3 protein-coding genes are annotated in these 2035 nt (G+C 61.6%); 1 reads left to right on the forward strand and 2 read right to left on the reverse strand.

Features of this window, described 5'->3' with window-relative positions; genetic code table 11:
- The coding region (locus B7X65_RS23775) for a hypothetical protein (protein ID WP_293596700.1) at positions 1 to 331 on the forward strand (331 nt) is incomplete at its 5' end.
- A 45-nt stretch (positions 332 to 376) separates the two neighbouring features.
- On the opposite strand, the gene B7X65_RS23780 is transcribed toward B7X65_RS23775, so the two are convergent.
- Together B7X65_RS23780 and B7X65_RS23785 are read right to left on the reverse strand one after the other, a co-directional pair.
- Complete coding sequence (locus tag B7X65_RS23780) at positions 377 to 1573, reverse strand: serine hydrolase (RefSeq protein ID WP_293596701.1); 1197 nt, start codon at positions 1571 to 1573, stop codon at positions 377 to 379.
- A 284-nt stretch (positions 1574 to 1857) separates the two neighbouring features.
- Positions 1858 to 2035: lytic murein transglycosylase (locus B7X65_RS23785; protein WP_293596702.1), on the reverse strand; the 178-nt coding region annotated here is incomplete at its 5' end.

Genomic DNA, 2035 nt, shown 5'->3' on the forward strand with positions numbered 1-2035 from the left:
GTCTCGACTCAAAAGTAGCGGGTTTGCGTTCCTCGGGGCTGCCGAATTTACGGCGTCCGTGCTGGGGGACCAAACCGAGGTCATTCGCCAGCTCATGCTCAACGCCATGGGCGATTACGGCGAAAAGCACTACCCGAAATCGGTTGATCGGGTGCGCTATGCGCAGGGACCAGTCGGGCTTTGGTACGCCCGCACGGATTTGATGGCCGTGCTGTCGGCCATGCAGGGCGAATCGATTGCGCGCAAGACGGTCAAGGAGATCACCACCCTGTTTCGTGACCTGTTACCCAACAGCCTGGCTTCCAGGGCGCGCCTGCTGACACGCGCGTGATGGTTTCATGGCAGGCAGCGCACTCTGCGCTACCTGCCACCGGTGTCACCCTCGCGAGTGTGAGCGATGCCGGTACACAGCCGCTTCAAAATCAACGAATCCTGGATAGGAAACGGCGTCCATGAACGGCAGGATCTGTGATCCCCAGAACCCGCCAGTGCCGTTCTTGCGGTCGATCCAGTAAAACAGGTTGCCCAGCCCCGCCCACATCAGAGAGCCCGCCGGCCGGCCGGTGACGGTGTCTTCCTCGTTGCGCTGAAACGTGTAGGCCCAGGTTTTTTTGATACCCGGGTCGAATTCGCCCGGGTTTGAAAGCGAGGGAATGGACGTTGTCCAGCCACCGCTGGTCACGCCTGCCGGCAGGCCGTTCCTGCTCATCTGATCGACGGTTTCAGCCTTCAGTACGCGGCCGTTGGGGCCGTCGCCGTCGTTCAAAAACATCCGGATGAACTTCATGTACTCGCCCACCGTGGCGTAAAGGCCGTGGCCGCCCATGTCCATTTCAGGCGGCTGCGGCAGGATCAGGTCGGGCAGCGGTGTGAGCTTGCCATCCTGCGCACGGTCATGAAGCGCAGCCAGCCGGGACCTCATGGCATCGGTCAGGTTGAATGCGATATCGGACATGCCCAGCGGCTTAAAAAGGCGTTCCTTCATGACCTCCCCCAAACGCTTGCCGCGCTGCTGCTCGACGATGCGGCCCAACCAGTCGATGTTGGGTCCATAGGTCCAGGCGGCGCCGGGGTCGTGCAGCAACACGGTTCGAATGGAGGCGAACGAACTCGACACGATGGTGGGAATGCCTTTGGCCGTGCGGTACTTCAAATCGTCGTGGCTGAAAAACTCGTAGCCCATGCCCGCGGTGTGCAGCATCAAATCATTGACGGTGATGTCGCGCTTGGGCGCCCGCGTTTTCGGTTGGTGAGAGGCATCAAAACCGTCGAGCACCTGCAGTTCAGCAATCTCGGACACATACTTTTTGGCTATGTCATCGAGCTGGATCTTGCCTTCCTCCACCAGTTGCATCACGCAGACACCCGTCATGGCTTTGGTGGTTGAAAAAATTGCCATGACCGAATCAAGTGTCATCGGCTGGTCGTCGCCGAGCGAGCGCCTGCCGACGCAGCCCTCGTAGAAATTGCCGGTGCGGTCGGTGGCCATGGCCACCACGCCGGGCGTGCCACCCGCTCGATGAACGTTGTAGTCAAGAATCGTGTCGAGCGCTTGCTTGAGGGTTTGCTTCATGGCTTGTCTCCTTGCGGTGAGGGCGTCTGCTGACGCGGGCAGACCACATGCGGCGTGTGGCATGTGGTCCATAACGGGCCGGAGCCCGTCGCAACGCTATCACCGCCCCCCGGACTATGCACGGTGTCCAGTGTCACAAAATGAGAAATTAGGGGCCGGTGGGTGCCGGGTTCTGCCCGGCCTGGGGGTGTGCTGGCCTCGTGGGTTGGGCGGGCGTGGCGGGCTCTGCGGTGTTCTTCCCTGCGACCCGGGTTGGTCAGGCGGTCAGTCCGGGCCGATTCTTGTCAGGGGCGTACCCGCGCAGCGACCTCGCGCCCCAGTTCGATCACCGCCATCGCGTAGTAGCTGCTCCAGTTGTAGCGCGTGATGACGTAGAAGTTCTCGGTGCCGGCGACGTATTGCGGCGCATCCGGGCCGTTGAGCAGTTCAACCAGGGCCAGTGGGCCCGTATGCTGCAGCGCC

The organism is Polaromonas sp. 39-63-25 (genome assembly GCF_002278925.1).
In the GTDB taxonomy this organism is placed as follows: domain Bacteria; phylum Pseudomonadota; class Gammaproteobacteria; order Burkholderiales; family Burkholderiaceae_C; genus Polaromonas.

Coding starts and splice junctions, on each gene's coding strand:
- B7X65_RS23780 (WP_293596701.1), bottom strand. CDS start 1,573: ATGAAGCAAACCCTCAAGCAAGCGCTCGACACGATTCTTGACTACAAC.